Origin of the sequence: Frankia torreyi (assembly GCF_000948395.1) — a bacterium.
GTDB classification, from domain to species: domain Bacteria; phylum Actinomycetota; class Actinomycetes; order Frankiales; family Frankiaceae; genus Frankia; species Frankia torreyi.
This window is the reverse complement of sequence record NZ_JYFN01000032.1, coordinates 46,646-61,004: the sequence shown is the minus strand read 5'-3', so window position 1 is coordinate 61,004 and position 14,359 is coordinate 46,646. Positions and strand designations below refer to the sequence as shown.

Here is a 14,359-nt window from a genome sequence, read left to right as displayed (position 1 = left end):
GCCGCTACGCATACAGCGAGCCGGTGACCGCCCGGCTCACCAGCGAGCCGGGCGGAGCGAAGCGGGCGCCGTAGCGGTCGGCCAGCTCGCGGGCCCGGGCCACGAAGCCCGCCGGGCCCCTGCCGTGCTCGTCGGCGTACTGGTTGATGTACTGGAACACCCCGCCCGTCCAGGGTGGGAAGCCGATGCCGAGCAACGAGCCCACGTTCGCGTCGGGCACCGACCCGACGACGCCCTCGTCCATCGCGTGAACGGCCTCGATCGACTCGGCGAACAGCAGCCGGTCGGCAAGGTCGGCGGGGTCGGCGGGGTCGGCGGGGTCGGCGGGNGAGCTGCCGCGGCCCGGCGTGCCGAACGCCGCCCGCAGGCCCGGCCACAGGCCGCCGCGCCGGCCGGTGTCGTCGTACTCGTAGAAGCCGGCGCCGCCGGACCGCCCCGGCCGGCCGAACTCGTCGATCATCCGGTCGACGACCGCGTCCGCGGGATGGCCCCGCCAGACATCACCGACGGCCTCCGCCGCCGCCTGCGCCTCCTGCCGGATCTTTCGCGGCAGGGTCAGCGTCAGCTCGTCGAGAAGCGCGAGCGGTCCGGCCGGGTAGCCGGCCCGCAACGCCGCCGCCTCGACAGCGGCCGGGTCGATGCCGTCCCCGACCGCCGCGATCGCCTCGTTGAGGAAGGCGATGATGACGCGGCTCGTGAAGAACCCGCGGCCGTCGTTCACGACGATCGGCGTCTTGCCGAGCTGCCGGACGACGTCGAACGCCTTCGCGAGCGTGGCGTCCGACGTGCTCCGGCCCCGGATGATCTCGACGAGTGGCATCCGGTCGACCGGAGAGAAGAAGTGGAGGCCGAGGAAGTCCTCGGACCGCCGGACCCCCTCGGCCAGCAGGGCGATGGGCAGCGTCGAGGTGTTCGAACCGAGCACCGCGGCCGGGTCGACGATCTCCTCGATCTCCCCGAAGACCTTGTGCTTCAGCTCGACGCTTTCGAAGACGGCCTCGACGACGACGTCCACCCCGGCGAAGTCGGCGGGGTCGGCGGTCGGGNGGATCCGGTCGAGCAACGCCGCCGACGCCCCCGGCGAGGTGCGGCCCCGGGCCAGCGCCTTCGCCTCCAGCCGCTCGGCGTGGGCCTTGCCCCGCCGCGCCGCGGCGAGGCTGATGTCCTTGAGCACCACCTCGATGCCGGCCTGCGCGGCCACGTAGGCGATGCCCGCGCCCATCATCCCGGCCCCGAGAACACCGAGCCTGGTGGCCTGGAACCGGTCGAACCCGGGCGGGCGGCTGCCGCCGGCCCGGACGTGTCGCAGGTCGAGGAACGACCGGATCTGGTTGCGCACGACCGGAACGGTCGTCGGATCGACGACGCCGGCGGTGCTGACGTGCTCCATCGTTGATCCGTCCCTGTCTGTCGAGGGTCAGCAGGTCTGCCGAGGGTCAGCAGGTCTACCGAGGGTCAGCAGGTCTGCCGAGGGCCAGCAGGTCTGCCGAGGGTCAGCGGGTCGGCGGCGTTCCCAGCACCAGGGCGAAGGCCGCCCGGTCCGCCAGCCCGCCGGAGCGGGCGAGCGAGATGAACTTCTGCTCGGTGTAGGCGTCGAGCGCGTCGGGGCCGCCCTCGCGTCCCAGTCCGCTCTGCTTGAATCCGCCGAACGGGTAGGCCGGGTGGATGACGTGCCAGTCGTTGACGTACACCATGCCGGCGTCGAGCCGGCGGGCCACGGCCAGAGCGCGTTGCTCATCCCGGCCCCACACGCCGGCCGAAAGTCCGTAGTCGGTGTCGTTGGCGATGGCGACCGCCTCGTCGACGGAGTCGTACGTCAGCACGGTGAGAACCGGGCCGAAGACCTCTTCGCGGGCGATCCGGGCATCGTTCGTGACATCGGTGACGACGGTGGGTTCGACCCAGTTCCCCGTCTCGAACCCCGGCCCCTGTGGGGCGCCACCGCCCAGGGCGATGGTGGCGCCGTCGGCGCGGGCCGACTCCAGGTAGCCCAGGATCCGGTCCCGCTGTCCGGCGCTGATCACCGGGCCGACGTCGGTCGCCGGATCCAGCGGATCACCGAGCTTGAGGGTCTTCGCCCGCTCCACCAGCCGGGAGACGACCTCGTCCTTCAGCACGCCCGGAACGAGCAGCCTGGTGCCCGCCTCGCAGGCCTGCCCGTTGTTGGCCAGGGCCGCGAACAGCGCCCCGTCGACGGCCAGCGGCAGGTCCGCGTCCTCGAGGATGATGTTCGGCCCCTTGCCACCCAGCTCCAGCGTCACCCGCTTCACCGTGTCGGCGGACGCGCCCAGGATCGCCTTGCCGACCTCGGTCGAGCCGGTGAAGGCCACCTTGCGGACGTCGGGATGGCCGCTGAGGTGGGCGCCGACCGGATCGCCGTCACCCGTGACGACGTTGAGCACCCCCGGAGGCAGACCGGCCGCCTCGAACTCCCTGGCGAGTTCGAGGGCCAGCAGCGGCGCGTGCTCGTCGGGCTTGAGCACGACGGTGTTCCCGGCGGCGAGCGCCGGGGCGACCTTCCAGATGATCACGAGAAGGGGGATGTTCCAGGGCACGATCGCGGCCACCACGCCCAGCGGCTCCCGGCGCAGTACTCCCGCGGCCGGAATCGGACCGATCTCGGGTCCGGCCTTCTCGAACTCGTAGGACTTCGCGAGATCGGCGAGGTAATGGAGCTGACCGATCGACAGGCCGAGATGCAGGGCACCGGTGACGCGGATCGTCGCGCCGTTCTCCCGGCTCTGCAGGGCCGCAAGCTCGGGCAGGCGCTGCTCGAGACGACCGGCGACCGCGTGCAGCAACGCCGAGCGCTCCTGCGGCGCGGTGTGCCGCCACACGCCCGCCTCGTGCGCGGCCCTGGCCGCGTCGACCGCACGGTCGACGTGCTCGGCCCCGCCCTTCGCGACGGTCGCCACGAGTTCGTCCGTCGCGGGGCTTCTGATCTCGTACCGCTCGGTGGAATCGAGCCATTCCCCGCCGATGAATAACGGGTAATGCGGTGCGGACACGTTCTCCTCCTTCTCGAAAGGCGGTGGGATGTCAGTCCTGATGCCGGAGGTGGCGGTACTCGCTGCGGTAGTACAGCAGCGGAGCGCCGCCCTCGCCGGCTCGCAGGGATTCCACGTGGCAGGTAACGATGTGATGGTCGCCGCCGTCGTAGACCTCGGCGATGCGCACGCCGATGTGCGCGGCGGCGCGCTCCAGCGCGGGTGCGCCGTTCGACAGCGGCGTCCACGCGACGCCGGCGAACTTGTCCGCGCCGCTGCGCGCGAAGCCATTGCTGATCTCGTGCTGGTCGGCGCTGAGGATGTTGACGCACAACCGCCCGCAGCCCGCCAGCACCGGCCAGGACGTGGACGTCCGAGCGGGACAGAACAGGATCATCGGCGGATCGAGGGACAGGGCGGTGAACGACTGGCAGGTCAGGCCCACCGGTCGGTCCCCGGCCAGCGCCGTCACGATGACGACACCGGTGGCGAAATGCGACAGGACCTCGCGGAAGGTGGCCGCGTCGACGAGCGTCGCCGGCGGCTCGGGCCGCGGCCCCGGTCCGGCCCGGTCGGTCCGGTCGGCCCGGTCGGCCCGGTCGGCGGCGCGCTGCGCAGTCATCCGATCTCCCGGCTGCGTCCGGCCCAGTACGGCGCGCGAATCGCCTTCTTGTCGACCTTGCCCGCGGGGTTCACCGGGAGGCTGTCGCAGAACACGATCGACTTCGGCGCCGGCACGCTTCCCAGCTCGCGTTTGACGTACGCGATCAGATCGCCTTCCCGCACCGTCTCGGACGGCTTGGCGACCACGACCGCGAGCACGGCCTCGCCCCATTTCTCATGCGGTACGCCGACCACCGCGGCCTGGGCCACCGCCGGGTGGGTCAACAGCACGTCCTCGACCTGACGTGGGAAGACGTTGAATCCGCCGCTGACCACCATGTCCTTCTTGCGATCGACGATGTAGAGGAAACCGTCGGAGTCCAGGAAACCGATGTCGCCGGTGTGCACCCAGCCGTCCCGTAACGCCTCGGCGTTGCGGGTGGGGTCGACGTAGGTCAGCATCTGCCCGAGCTGCCGCGAGCAGATCTCTCCCGGTTCGCCGACCAGGAGCGGCCGGTCCCTCTCGTCCTGGATGGTGACCTTCACGTACGGGATCGGTCGCCCGGCCGACGCCAGCCGTCGGACACCCTGCTCGGTGTCCACCCGGTGGTCCTCCTTGCGCAGACACGACACGTAGCCCGGCTCGGTCCCGGCGTAGGTCTGGACGAAGATCGGACCAAAGGCGTCGAGTGCCTCACGGAGGCGTTCCGGGGCGATCGGGGAGCCCGCATAGACCATCGTGTTCAGCGAGGAGAGGTCGAACGACGTCCGGCCGGGATGGTCGAGCAGGAGGTAGACGATCGTGGGGACCACGGCCGTGGCGGTCACCCGCTCCTTCTCGATCGTCCTGAGGAGAACGTCGACGTCGAGGCCCGGCAGCATCACGTTCACCCCGCCACGCAGGAACGTCGGCATCACGAAGATCTGCGTGAAGTGGGTGAGGGGAGCCCCGTGCGCGAAGATCTCACCCGGCCGGATGTCGGCGATCTCGAGTCCCGCCGTGATGCTGTAGTGCGCCCAGGTGAAGTGGGAATTGACCACCCCTTTCGGCTCGCCCGTGCTCCCGGAGGTGAACAGCACGTACGCGTCGTCGTCCTCGGCCAGGGACACCGACGGCGGCGAATCCGGTTGCGAGTCGAAGAACGTCCGGTAGTCGAGAACGTCCAGGGCGTCGAGGACCGTCGTCGGCCCCGCGGCGGCACTGACAGCGGCGGCACTGACAGCGGCGGCGGCAGCGGCCCCGTGGCCGCCGGCCAGACGGATGACCCGCTTGACGGCGGGCAGACCGTTGAGCAGCTCGGCGACGACCGCGTCGAACTGGGCGTGATAGATGAGGGTGGTGGCGCCGGCCTGCCCCAGGATGGTGCGATGGCCACCGACCGCGGACCGCGTCGGCATCTGCACCAGCACCGCCCCGGCCTTCCAGATGCCGTGCTGGGTCGGTATGAACTCCAGGTTGTTGGGCAGCAGCAGGCCTACCCGGTCGCCCTTCTCCACCCCCAGCGCCCCGAGTCCGTTCGCCACTCGGTTGGCCCAGCTCTGCATCTGCCGGTAGGTGAGCCGACGATCATCGTCGATGATCGCCGTCGAGTCCGCGTAGTACAGACACACCCGATCGAACACCTCTGGCAGGGTGCCCCACATGACTGCTTGACCTCCAGATCGAACTGCCGTCCACCGACCGGTGCTTCACCCCAGAAGCGAGGCGGGGTCGAAGTCGGCGTCCCAGTAGTGCGGGGTGAGCACCGGCAGGCCGAGCTCCTGGAGTACCGGGGTGTCGTTCCAGTTGGTCAGCTCACGGTCGATCCGGCCGTCGGCATCGAACTGGTGCCAGGTCTGGCCGCGGGTGGACAGCGTCCGGCCGCCGGTCGGCACTCCCCGAAAGCCCGCGAGGTGTTCACCGGTCCAACGCCAGAGGATCGTGACGGCGGGCGCCCCGTTGCCCCCGGTGGTCTCGATGGCCTCAAGGACCTCGAAGCGATGGATCCCGACGCCGTTGCCGGCGTCGCCGTTCGCATACGGGGCGAGGCGTTCCCGCAGCTCGGCCTTGTCGGTGGCCGTGTCATAGACGTGGTCGACCGATCGGCGGTCGTCGTACAGCACCTCGTCCGCGTACAGGGCCACGGCGGCATCGGTGTCCGTGGTGAGTACCTGCGCCCAGCGCTGCGCGTGGTCGGTGGCCTTGCTCATCGACGTGTTCCCTTCGCTTCGGGTCTCGGGGGCCTCAGACCGCGGCGGACGCGGGGACCGGGGCGGACGCGGGGACCGGGGCGGACGCGGGGACCGGGGCGGCGACGCCACCGTGGATCGACACCGGCAGGCCCAGCGTGTGCAGCGGTGAGACGGCGTCCCAGTAGGTCGACTCACGCTTGATGCGGCCGTCGGCGTCGTAGATGTGGAAGGTCTGACCGGACGTGCTGAACGTCTTCCCGCCCGTGGGGACGCCGAGGAAGGCGGCCGAGCCCGCGGGCTCCCAGGTCCAGCGGATGATCCCGCTGCGGGCATCACCGATGTACTCGTCGATCCGGAACAGGTTGATCCCGATGCCGTTGTTCAGATCCTTGTTCGCGTACGGCGCGAAGACTCGGTGCAGATCCTCCTTGTCGGTGATCGACTGGTCCAGGATCAGATCCTCGAAGAGGAAGTCGTCGGCGTACAGGGCGCAGACCTTCTCCGCGCTTTCACGAAACGCCTTCAGCCATAACACGGCGAACCGGTAGGACGACATCTGCCACGCTCCTTTGCGCCGATGGGAAAAGACCGCCGATGGCCGGCGGACGGCCGGCGGGGATGGCCCAACGGTAGGGCCGGACGAGACCGGACGCGTCATCCCCCGGGGTTAAACACCTTGCCCCTTCGGGTGAGCCCCGAACGGCCGGGGCGCGCTCCGGCGATCGCCGGAGCGGGACAAGGACCGCGCGGAACTGGGCAAGGGCCCCGCAGAACGGGACAGGGACAGTGTGGGGCCGGCGTCCGGCGGGCCGCCGAACCCCGGCGACGTGTCACCCCATCGAAGGGCAGAAGCTCTCCCGAGGGGAGATTTCAACACGCGCATATCCGGTCTACGTTCGCCAGTACGCGGTGTTCGCCAGTACGCGGTCATCAACAACGAGGAGTGAGCTGCGGCATGGGAAAACACGATGTGGAGATAACGCCAGCCGAACGGGCCGAGGTGCTCGAGGCGGCCCGTGCGCTGGCGAAGGAGTTCGCGGTGGCCGGTCCGTCCGCCGACGCGGAGAACCGCTTTCCCACCGAACTCGTGCCGCTCTACAAGGACAGCGGCCTGCCCGGGATCGCGGTGCCCAAGAAGTACGGCGGCCTCGGCGCCGACATCGCCACCACCGCGCTCGTCTCCAGGGAGCTCGCGAAGGGCGACCCGGCGATCGCGCTGGCGTTCAACATGCACCAGACGATGATCGGTATCTTCCGCGGTCTGCTCGACGAGGCCACCAGGGAGCGCGTCTTCACCGAGGTCGTTCGGGAACGAAAGATCATCTGCGGACCGTTCAGTGAGGACCGGGCCGGTCTGAGCGGCCTCGCCGACACGAAGGCGATTCCCGACGGGAACGGCGGCTGGCGGATCCACGGCAAGAAGACATGGGCCACCCTCTGCCTGGGAGCCGACATCGTCGCCTTCAATGCGACGATCACGGACGAGAACGGGCAGCTACCCGAGGACTTCACCGAGCACGCGGCCCGGGAGGCCGTCTTCGTGCTGCCGATGGACAGCCCCGGGATCAGCATCGTCGAGACCTGGGACACCATGGGGATGCGGGCGACCGGCACCCACACGGTCGTCTTCGACGACGTGCCGGCACCCGCCGACTCCTACGGCGGGAACTTCCGCAACGGCCTGTTCGGCGAGTTCGAGTGGGCGTCGATGAGCTTCGCGGCCGTGTACCTGGGCCTGGCGGAGAAGGCCTACACCGAGACGCGGGAGATCCTGAAGAAGAAGAGCCTCGGCGCGACGATGGAGGGCAAGGACGTCGCACTGAAGGGGATCGGCTTCGTCCAGTACGGACTCGGCCGGATGCTGGTGGACGTGGAGACCGCGGCGCGGGCGTTGGAAACCACCGGCCGGATCCTCATCGAGGGCCGCGACGCCGAATGGGATCCGATCGCGCGCACGGGGTTCATCGACGTCACCAAGGTCACCGCGACGGAGACCGCGATCAGGGTGACGGACGCCGCCCTCCGGCTGGTTGGCGGGTCCTCCTTCCGGCGGGGACACGTGCTCGAACGCCTCTACCGTGACGCCCGCGGCGGCCCCTTCCATCCGCTCACCACCGACCAGGCCTACGACCTGCTCGGACGTGCCGAACTGGGGCTGCTCGGCGCACCGTGAGCAACGCCGGGTGCGGCCGGGGCGGCGAGCAGCGCCCGGCCGCCCCGGGACGGCCACGCTGACCGGCGACCTCCAGAGATATCGGCGACCTCAGACACCGTCGCCGTGCACGGCGATTCCCAGCGACCGCGCGATCGCCTGCGACCGGTTCGCCGCACCGAGCTTGCGCAGTATGTGTTTCACATGTGATTTCACGGTGTCCTCGGAGATGACCAGCGTCTCGGCGATGGCACCGTTCGTCGCTCCCGCCACCATCAGCTCGAGGACCTCCGACTCGCGCGCGGTGAGCTCCCCACCAGGATGCCCGGTGGCGAACGGATGGGGCGCAACGGGAGTCCGCGGCATGGCTCCGACGGCCGCGTGCGGCGAGAAGTCGATGCTCGCGTCGCAGAAGTCACTCACCGATTCGACCGCCGACGACAGGATCTCCCGAGCCTGGTCGCGCTGGGTTCGAAGGCGCTCGGCCAGAACGATCCGCTCGTACAGGTGGCTGAAACCCTCCGCGAAGGCCCAGAGGACGTCCCGGTCGAAGTCGTCCACGCGCCGCGAAGCCGGATGGTGGTCCGCGTGGAGGAATCCCACCACCGAGGTGCCGTGCATCAACGGGGCGACGACGTAGGAGTCCGAGCGACCCGAGTCCACGATGATCGACCGGTGTACGACGGCGTTCGCCGTGTCGTAGACGGCGACGGGCCGGCACTCGGTGAGCAGCCTCGTCTCGGGGGTGCGCCCCTCGAGCCGAATCGGCTGGTCGACCCAGCCCGTGAACCACGACTCGAACTCGTCGCCGTTGCTGAAGTACGCCATCCACGGCCGCCAGACGCCGTCGTCGACCCGGGACAGCACCGCCCGGCCGAATCCGCAGCGCCGGACCAGTTCCTCGCACGCGTGGTCCAGCAGATCCGTCGAGTGCGGCAGCACCCGCATGCGCGCAAGTCCCTCGGAGCAGGCGGCCAGTCGACGCGTGCGCCGGTCTCGTTCGTGCCGGCCGAGGTCGAAGGCGAGTTCGTGCAGGTCCAGCAGGAGCAGGCAGGTCCGCAGGCCGGTCTCGTCGGCGTGCCCGGCCATCGCGCGCAGCCGGTCGACGCAGAGCTGGGCAAGGTCCGAGACAACCTCGGTCCACGACGCCGAGGAGGTGAGGACGGTGCCGCGCGACGGTTCGATACCGAGAGCGTCACGGACCTCGCCGTGCAGGAAGGCCACCCGATCGCCGAGTTCGCGTTCGCGCCGCCGCCAGCCCCGGTCGCCGGCGGGTATCGGAAACATGCTGTGCCGGCGCTCGCCGGCCGGCACCGTCATAATGCTCGGTCCGCGGTGCGGGCGAGGTACAGATAGCGGGCGATCGCCTCGGCTCGGTTCGAGGCGCGCAGTTTGCGCAGGATGTGCTTCACGTGGGACTTCACCGTCGTCTCGGACACTGTGAGGGCGTTGGCGATCTGGGCGTTGGTCGCGCCCGCGGCCAGGAGGCGGAGCACCTCACGCTCCCGCGGAGTGAGACCGTCGGGGAGCGGGGGTGCCGCGGCGATCATGGCTGACGGCGAGGGCGAGGACCGCCCGGCCACCACCGCGCGGCGCTGCGTGATCGTGCGTGCCAGTTGGACCGGCGCGGTACCGAGCACCTCGCTCGTGGCGCGGACGGCCCTGAGCGCGTCCGCGATCCGATCGTGCTGCAGCCTCGAGCGTTCCAGCAGGACCGTTCGTTCGAGGATGAGTCCGAGACCGTCCGCGAACGTCTGGAGGTGATCCCGGTCGGCGTCGGTCAGGCGGCGACCCGAGGCGTAGGTGTCGGCATGCAGGAAACCGAGGACGCAGCCGCCCGCGACGATCGGCGCGGCGACGTACTCCCGCGTCCCGGAGATCTCGATCAGTGGCCGGAAGACGCGACCGTCCGACTGAGCCTGCCGGATCAACGCGGGCGCCCGCCGGCGGACCAGCTCGGTCTCGGGCATCGACGACGCCAGCGGTATTTCCGCGTCCGTGAGGAAACGGCGCAGGGCCTCGTTGGCGGGGCCGTCGACTTTCGTCTCGACGTGCAGCGCGACCGGCAGCCAGGTCGAACCACGCAGGCTGGAGATCATCGCCCGGTCGAAGCCGCCGGCCGCGCACAGCGCGGCGGGGGCGGCCCGGGNGATCCGCCCGGAGCTCGTCTCCCGGCGCAGCAGAGCGAGCTGGTCACGGATCCGGGTCAGCGCCTGGAACGGCCCTTCCACCGCCCACGCGCACAACTCCGACCGCACCGCGCCGAGCTCGGCGAACAGATCGCCGATCCGGTCGAAGCGGCCCGCGCCGAGGGCGGCACGCAGCTCGGCGTCGGCGGACTCGGCCGCGAGCCGATCGAGCCGGGCCACCAGAGCCGCCGCCGGACCATCGGCGCAGGCGGGCACCGATGCCCCCGCCACCGCGCGCAGCGCCGAGACCAGTTCCCGTTGTCGATCCCGAACCTCCACCTGCATCGACACGATCGAAGAGCCCGGCGCTATCAAGGCTGTGCACCCTCCCGCTCCGAGAGCTGCCGCCCGCGACCACCGCAGGCGCCACGGCGTCCCACCGGGCCGCCGACGCGAAGGCCGACAGAACCGTCGGCGTGTGTCACGGGATTTACTTGTCGGACCATAAGTGACCCAGTTCACTCCGTCAAGACCGGAGCGAACTTCGTCGCCCCGGTCGGGGCGGTCCGGCGTCAGCCGTGCAGGACAGCGGCTGCGACCAGCCGCACCTTGTCCACCAGGCCCGGCTGCCCACGCAGGTGCGGGGTGCGCGCGACGTCGTTGATGACGGTGAGAACCGCGTGGACCCGAAAGAGAACCGTGGTGCGGTCCAGCTCCGGATGTGTCGCCGCCAGCAGGCAGACCCACTCGGCGACGTAGTCGTGCTCGGCCCGCCGGATGCGGTGGCGGTACGGCTGCGGCACGTTCATCACCTCGGCGAGCAGGACGTTCACGAGGTCGGTGTGCGCCATCGCGAAGTCGATGTAGGCAGCCACCACGTTGTCCAGGCCGGCCGCCGGGGTCGTGGCCGCGGACAGGGCCCGGGACAGACCCAGCTGCAACGACTCGGTGGCGCGCGCGACGATCGCGCTCAGCAGGTCGCCCTTGGTGGCGAAGTGCCGGTAGACGCCGGTGCCGGTCATTCCGACCTCCGCGCCGACCTCCTCCATCGTCACCGACTGGTAGCCACGGTCCCCGAACAACCGGGCCGCGACGGCCAGCAGCGCCTCCCGGCGCGCCCGGGGCGGCAGTCCGGTCTCCCCGCGGCCCGCGACCGGCTCCTCGTGAACCCCGCAGCCATCGATCCGCGCCTCGCACACCCGCAGGGCCATGTCGCGCAGCAGCGTGGTCGTCACCTCCGGGGAGGCGGCGACCCGGTGGTAGGAGGCGCTGGTGAGCACGGCGAGCAGGCACCACGACAACAGCTGCGCGTCGTCGCGGCTCAGCTCGCCGCGGGCCTCCCGCAGCGCGGCGGTCAGGTTTCCCAGGAACGCGAAGAACCGTTCCAGCATCGGCGTGCGGTACTCGGCGTGCAGATGCCGGGTCTCCCGCGTCCACAGCACCCCGAGCTCGCGCCGGTGCGCGGCGGTCTCGGCCAGGTCCCCGACCACGGCGGCGAAGCCGCCGGGCAGCTGACGATCGATGACGATCGTGGCCCGCTCGAAACTGTCCGACAGCGCGCTGGCCAGGAGCTCCTCCTTGCTGCGGACATGGCGGTAGAGCGCACCGGGAGTGATGCCGACCGCCTTGGCGATGTCCTCGGTGCCGACGTTGTGATAACCGAAGCGATAGAACAGGTCGCTGGCCGCCGCCAGGATCTGCGCTCGACGGTCGCGCGGCCGTGGGGTCCGCGTGATCGGCGCCCGGCCGACCCGCGCGCTCACCAGGTACTTCCGCCGGTCACGGGCCTACCGCCTCCCATCGGGGAACAGTCGGATCTGTTGACCTCGCAAGGTTACCCCTGATTTACTTCGCCCGTTCCCCGGCCCGTCCCGACAGGTCGGGAACCACATCTGCCACGATCAGAAGGAGTCGGCACGTGCTGGTCGACGGCCATATCGGCGGATCCACCGACGGCACCCGCGGCGCGGACATCGCCGATCTCACGGCGCAGGTCGCGCACGCCGATCACATCGGCTACGACGGCGTGTGGAGCACCGAGATCAACCGGGACCCGTTCCTCCCCCTGCTGCTGGCCGCGGACCGTTCACCCCGGCTGCACATCGGGACGGCCATCGCCGTGGCGTTCGCCCGCAACCCGATGACGACCGCCACCGTCGCCAACGACCTGCAGACCTTCAGCGCCGGCCGCTTCGCTCTGGGCCTCGGTTCGCAGATCCGGCCGCACATCGAACGGCGTTTCGACATGCCCTGGTCCGCACCCGCCGAACGGATGCGGGAGTTCGTGCTGGCCCTCCGCGCAATCTGGCGGAGCTGGCACGACGACGAGCCACTCGATTTCCACGGTGAGATCTACCGGAACACCCTGATGACGCCGATGTTCAATCCTGGGCCCAACCCGTTCGGGCCACCGCCAGTGCTGATCGCCGCGGTCGGGCCGAAGATGACGTCGGTCGCGGCCGAGGTCGCCGACGGCATGCTGGTGCACTCCTTCACCAGCGAGCGCTACCTGCGGGAGGTCACGCTCCCCCAGCTCGCCTCCGTGCTCGACGCGAACGGAAAGACCCGCGAACGGTTCACGCTGTCCTACCCCGGCCTGGTGGCAACCGGGACCGATGACGAGGACGTCGAGAAGGCGGTGCGGGCGGTCCGTGAGCGCATCGCCTTCTACGGCGCGACGCCCGCCTACCGCGGCGTCCTCGAACTGCACGGCTGGGGTGATCTGCACACGGAGCTCCACCTGCTGTCCCGGCGCAAGGACTGGGCCGCCATGACCGCGCTCGTCGACGACACCGTGCTCCACACCTTCGCCACGGTGGGTGAACCGGCCTCGGTCGCCCGGGAGATCCGCCGCCGTTTCACCGGGCTGATCGACCGCTTCACCCTGTATCTGCCCTACGACCTGGCCGACGAGGTGCGCTACGACCTCGTGTCCCAGCTGCGAGCGAGCTGACCCGCCAGGTTCGCCCTGCCCGGCCGGGCAGGGCAGGGCAGGGGGCCGGATCGACGCCGATCCGGCCCCCTCGCTCATGTCCCCCGGAACTCAGCCCTGCGACGCACGGTCCTGCGACGCACGGTCCTGCGACGCACGGTCCTGCGACGCACGGCCGTTCGACGCACGGCCTGCGGCCAGGCTCTCCCGCAGGGCGGCGATCGCCTGCGCCGTGTCCGGATGCCCCATCAGCAGCGCCTGACCGCGGGCCTCCGTCTCCAGGGCCGACCACAGTGACGGCGAGTCCGTGCTGGCCTGCAACGCACGCTTGGACAGCTGCACACCCAGCGGGGGGTGGACGGCGATCTGGCCCGCGAGGTCGAGCGCGGTGTCGAGCAGCGAGGCGGTGGGCACGGCCCGGTTGGCCAGGCCGATGCGCACCGCCTCCTCGGCGCCGACCGGTCGCGCCGTGTACATCAGCTCGGCGGCGAGTCCTCGCCCGACGATCCGCGGCAGCAGCCAGGAGGCACCCAGATCGCCGCCCGACATGCCGATCCGGACGAACGCGACCTGGAACAGCGCGTCGACGGCCGCGATGCGGATGTCGGCGACCAGGGCGAGGCTGACGCCGCCGCCGATGGCCGGGCCGCCGACGGCGGCGATCAGCGGCTGGGGCAGCGTGTGCAGGGCGTGCAGCGTCCGGTTGGCCATGTCCTGCAGCGCCAGCCCGCCCGTCGGGCCGAGAGTCGCGAACTCGGCCGCGCCGTCGAGGTCATACCCGGAACAGAAGCCGCGACCGGCTCCGGTGAGGACGACGGCCCGCACCGACGCGTCGGTGGCCAGCTCCTCGGCGACTTCCCGGAGCTCACGAAGCATCGGCCGATTCAACGCGTTGAGCCGTTCGGGGCGTTCCAAGGTCACCAGGGCGACCCCGGTCCGCGGCCGTCGAACGTTAAGCGTCTCCATCTGCGTCGTTCCCATGAGTTCCTTTCGCCGGGACGTCGGGGGGCCCGCTGTGCGGATCAGTCGAGAGATCGTGCGGACTGCGGCGTGGGGCGCCGGGCGTCACCGGAACCGTCGTCGCCGATGTTGGCCACCGGCTCACCGCCGCCCACCGGCTCACCGCCGCCCGCCGACCCGGTGCCGTCCGCCGGTCGCACGCCGTCCGCCGACCCCGCGCCGCCGCGCGCCGGGCCGCCCGGCCCCTGCCTGCGCAGCAGGACACCCAGGAGTGCACGCAGCACACGTCGCTCACGCAGCATGGCCAGCACGATCAGCGCCACGCCGAGCACCAGCAGGACGAGCGGCGCCACGAGGCCGACGAGGATCAGCAGGAGTCCCGCGGACTTCGCCTTGTCGGCGAGATCGGCGATGCTGGCGGGGG

The 14,359-nt window shown here is 70.7% G+C and carries 12 protein-coding genes and 3 pseudogenes; 2 read left to right on the top strand and 13 right to left on the bottom strand.

All coding sequences use genetic code 11. The features are described 5' to 3' along the window. Positions 1-329: 329 nt before the first annotated feature. From FF36_RS38425 to FF36_RS19315, 7 genes and pseudogenes are all read right to left on the bottom strand, one after another. A pseudogene (locus FF36_RS38425) lies at positions 330-1,046 on the bottom strand (3-hydroxyacyl-CoA dehydrogenase family protein); the annotation flags it as partial. Position 1,047: 1 nt separating this feature from the next. Continuing rightward, positions 1,048-1,390: 3-hydroxyacyl-CoA dehydrogenase NAD-binding domain-containing protein (locus tag FF36_RS38420; RefSeq protein ID WP_277912952.1), on the bottom strand; the 343-nt coding region annotated here is incomplete at its 3' end. A 103-nt stretch (positions 1,391-1,493) separates the two neighbouring features. After that, complete coding sequence (locus FF36_RS19335; RefSeq protein WP_044886522.1) at positions 1,494-3,008, bottom strand: aldehyde dehydrogenase family protein; 1,515 nt, start codon at positions 3,006-3,008, stop codon at positions 1,494-1,496. Positions 3,009-3,039: 31 nt separating this feature from the next. Continuing rightward, entirely contained in the window at positions 3,040-3,609 is a 570-nt protein-coding gene (locus FF36_RS19330) for a flavin reductase family protein (RefSeq protein WP_082122049.1), read from the bottom strand. Further along, positions 3,606-5,234 (bottom strand): AMP-binding protein, encoded by a 1,629-nt coding sequence (locus tag FF36_RS19325; protein WP_044886521.1) that lies wholly within the window; start codon positions 5,232-5,234, stop codon positions 3,606-3,608. Before FF36_RS19325 ends, FF36_RS19330 begins: the two co-directional genes overlap by 4 nt. A 45-nt stretch (positions 5,235-5,279) precedes the next feature. Next, positions 5,280-5,780: a ketosteroid isomerase-related protein gene (locus tag FF36_RS19320; protein WP_044886520.1), complete on the bottom strand. Its 501-nt coding sequence runs from the start codon at positions 5,778-5,780 to the stop codon at positions 5,280-5,282. Positions 5,781-5,814: 34 nt separating this feature from the next. After that, on the bottom strand, positions 5,815-6,318 hold the full coding sequence (locus FF36_RS19315; RefSeq protein WP_044886519.1) for a ketosteroid isomerase-related protein: 504 nt from the start codon (positions 6,316-6,318) through the stop codon (positions 5,815-5,817). A 399-nt stretch (positions 6,319-6,717) separates the two neighbouring features. Between FF36_RS19315 and FF36_RS19310 the strand changes: the two genes are divergently transcribed. Next, positions 6,718-7,935 (top strand): acyl-CoA dehydrogenase family protein, encoded by a 1,218-nt coding sequence (locus FF36_RS19310; RefSeq protein WP_044886518.1) that lies wholly within the window; start codon positions 6,718-6,720, stop codon positions 7,933-7,935. A 90-nt stretch (positions 7,936-8,025) separates the two neighbouring features. On the opposite strand, the gene FF36_RS19305 is transcribed toward FF36_RS19310, so the two are convergent. The 4 genes and pseudogenes from FF36_RS19305 to FF36_RS19295 all read right to left on the bottom strand — a co-directional run bounded on the left by FF36_RS19305 (position 8,026) and on the right by FF36_RS19295 (position 11,806). Then, positions 8,026-9,234: a helix-turn-helix transcriptional regulator gene (locus FF36_RS19305; protein ID WP_044886517.1), complete on the bottom strand. Its 1,209-nt coding sequence runs from the start codon at positions 9,232-9,234 to the stop codon at positions 8,026-8,028. Then, a complete protein-coding gene (locus tag FF36_RS40430; RefSeq protein ID WP_339325616.1) occupies positions 9,231-10,043 on the bottom strand; it encodes a LuxR C-terminal-related transcriptional regulator in 813 nt (270 codons plus the stop codon). Before FF36_RS40430 ends, FF36_RS19305 begins: the two co-directional genes overlap by 4 nt. Positions 10,044-10,064: 21 nt before the next feature. Continuing rightward, a pseudogene (locus tag FF36_RS36405) lies at positions 10,065-10,388 on the bottom strand (helix-turn-helix transcriptional regulator); the annotation flags it as partial. 227 nt (positions 10,389-10,615) lie between these two features. Then, complete coding sequence (locus tag FF36_RS19295) at positions 10,616-11,806, bottom strand: TetR/AcrR family transcriptional regulator (RefSeq protein WP_044886515.1); 1,191 nt, start codon at positions 11,804-11,806, stop codon at positions 10,616-10,618. Between the two features lie 155 nt (positions 11,807-11,961). On the opposite strand from FF36_RS19295, the gene FF36_RS19290 reads away from it, so the two are divergent. Continuing rightward, positions 11,962-12,996: a TIGR03617 family F420-dependent LLM class oxidoreductase gene (locus FF36_RS19290; protein WP_044886514.1), complete on the top strand. Its 1,035-nt coding sequence runs from the start codon at positions 11,962-11,964 to the stop codon at positions 12,994-12,996. A 90-nt stretch (positions 12,997-13,086) separates the two neighbouring features. Here FF36_RS19290 and FF36_RS19285 read toward each other — a convergent pair whose 3' ends face one another. Both FF36_RS19285 and FF36_RS40940 read right to left on the bottom strand, forming a co-directional pair. Then, positions 13,087-13,956 (bottom strand): enoyl-CoA hydratase/isomerase family protein, encoded by an 870-nt coding sequence (locus FF36_RS19285; RefSeq protein WP_242422633.1) that lies wholly within the window; start codon positions 13,954-13,956, stop codon positions 13,087-13,089. Positions 13,957-13,997: 41 nt separating this feature from the next. Further along, positions 13,998-14,359, bottom strand: a pseudogene (locus FF36_RS40940) (hypothetical protein); the annotation flags it as partial.

What these genes read in the sequence shown, in the direction of transcription:
- FF36_RS19330 (WP_082122049.1), bottom strand. Translation starts at nt 3,609, where the DNA reads ATGACTGCGCAGCGCGCCGCCGACCGGGCCGACCGGGCCGACCGGACC.
- FF36_RS19325 (WP_044886521.1), bottom strand. Translation starts at nt 5,234, where the DNA reads ATGTGGGGCACCCTGCCAGAGGTGTTCGATCGGGTGTGTCTGTACTAC.
- FF36_RS19320 (WP_044886520.1), bottom strand. Translation starts at nt 5,780, where the DNA reads ATGAGCAAGGCCACCGACCACGCGCAGCGCTGGGCGCAGGTACTCACC.
- FF36_RS19315 (WP_044886519.1), bottom strand. Translation starts at nt 6,318, where the DNA reads ATGTCGTCCTACCGGTTCGCCGTGTTATGGCTGAAGGCGTTTCGTGAA.
- FF36_RS19310 (WP_044886518.1), top strand. Translation starts at nt 6,718, where the DNA reads ATGGGAAAACACGATGTGGAGATAACGCCAGCCGAACGGGCCGAGGTG.
- FF36_RS19305 (WP_044886517.1), bottom strand. Translation starts at nt 9,234, where the DNA reads ATGACGGTGCCGGCCGGCGAGCGCCGGCACAGCATGTTTCCGATACCC.
- FF36_RS19285 (WP_242422633.1), bottom strand. Translation starts at nt 13,956, where the DNA reads ATGGGAACGACGCAGATGGAGACGCTTAACGTTCGACGGCCGCGGACC.